General features: G+C 40.4%; 1 protein-coding gene. It reads left to right on the top strand.

All coding sequences use genetic code 11. The features are described 5' to 3' along the window. The first annotated feature begins 254 nt into the window (after nt 1–254). Nucleotides 255–1,280, top strand: coding sequence for an IS110 family transposase (locus ACS5PU_RS24270; protein ID WP_439461742.1), 1,026 nt, complete (start codon nt 255–257; stop codon nt 1,278–1,280). The last annotated feature ends 25 nt before the right edge of the window (nt 1,281–1,305 follow it).

Here is a 1,305-nt window from a genome sequence, read left to right as displayed (position 1 = left end):
CGTCCTTTAGATTTGTATTGGTCTTTTATTTTAAGGATTACAAATATTTAATTTGCTTAAATTATTAATCAGATTACCTAAAGCGGTAGCGGCACATTAAAATGTCGTCAAGGTTTTTATGCCTAAGAGATGATGCAATCCGCTACCGTTTTTTCCCTTAGTGACCAGATAACAATTAGGGTATTCCCCATTATTAAGGACTAGGATCGATGGGGTAAAATTTAGGTAACTATTGCAAACATAAAAAAAATAACATGGTGATTGTCACTACAAAATTTTTTATCGGGATCGATGTGTCCAAACCCTACTTTGATGTTGCATTGATGGCTGTTGTAAACCATGTGAAACAAGGGATAGAAACTGCACGCTTTGACAACACGGCATCAGGAATTAAACTGTTTGAGAAGTGGCTGAAATTGCACAAGCTAACATTCAGTGAGGATTCTCTTGTTGTGATGGAAAATACCGGGATCTACCACCGTCTGATATGGACTTTCTGCAGCAACAGGAACCTGCCCATCCACATCGGCAATGCCGCCCACATCAAATGGAGTTTTGGGATAACCAGGGGCAAAAACGATAAGATAGACAGTATCCGTTTATGCAGTTATGCGTTCAAGGAAGCGGATGGGCTAAGCGCTACAGCTGCCCTGGATCCCGAGCTGATGCTATTGAAAGATCTCGTATCAGCCAGGACAAAACTGCTCAAACAAAAGTCTGGTATTAGCGTATCAGTAAAAGAACTGGGTAATGTTAATGGGAAAGAACATCAAAAACTAATTGAAAAAGCACTTAAAAATGCAATTGATGGTATAGTCAAGTCCATCAAAAACCTCGAAGATCAGATCAAGAAGATCATCAACGGAAATCAGGACTTCAAGCGGAACTACAAACTGTTGACCAGTATTCCTGGTATAGGGCATGTGGTGGCGGTGTACTTGATTGGCTGCACGGGGAATTTTGTTGGGAAGCCCAGTGGAAAGGAACTGGCCTGTTATGCAGGGGTCGCTCCATTTGAACAGACCAGCGGTATAAGTATCAAAGGTAAGCCTAGGGTACACCGCATGGCCAATAAAGAACTCAAAAGGCTGCTGCATATGTGTGCATTATCCCTGATACAGCACAATCAGGAATTCAGAACATATTACAACAGAAAAAAGGCTCAAGGGAAGCATAGCATGAGCATAATTAACGCGGTCAGAAACAAAATAGCGCTCAGAGTTGCAGCAGTTATAAAAAACCAGGAGAGCTATAAAAACAATTATAATATAGCTGCTTAAAATTTGTTTTTATCATAACAATCAT

Source organism: Pedobacter sp. GSP4 (assembly GCF_051857575.1).
GTDB lineage: Bacteria > Bacteroidota > Bacteroidia > Sphingobacteriales > Sphingobacteriaceae > Pedobacter.
The sequence above is the reverse complement of the archived record's forward strand: the minus strand, read 5'-3'. Positions and strand labels throughout refer to the sequence as shown.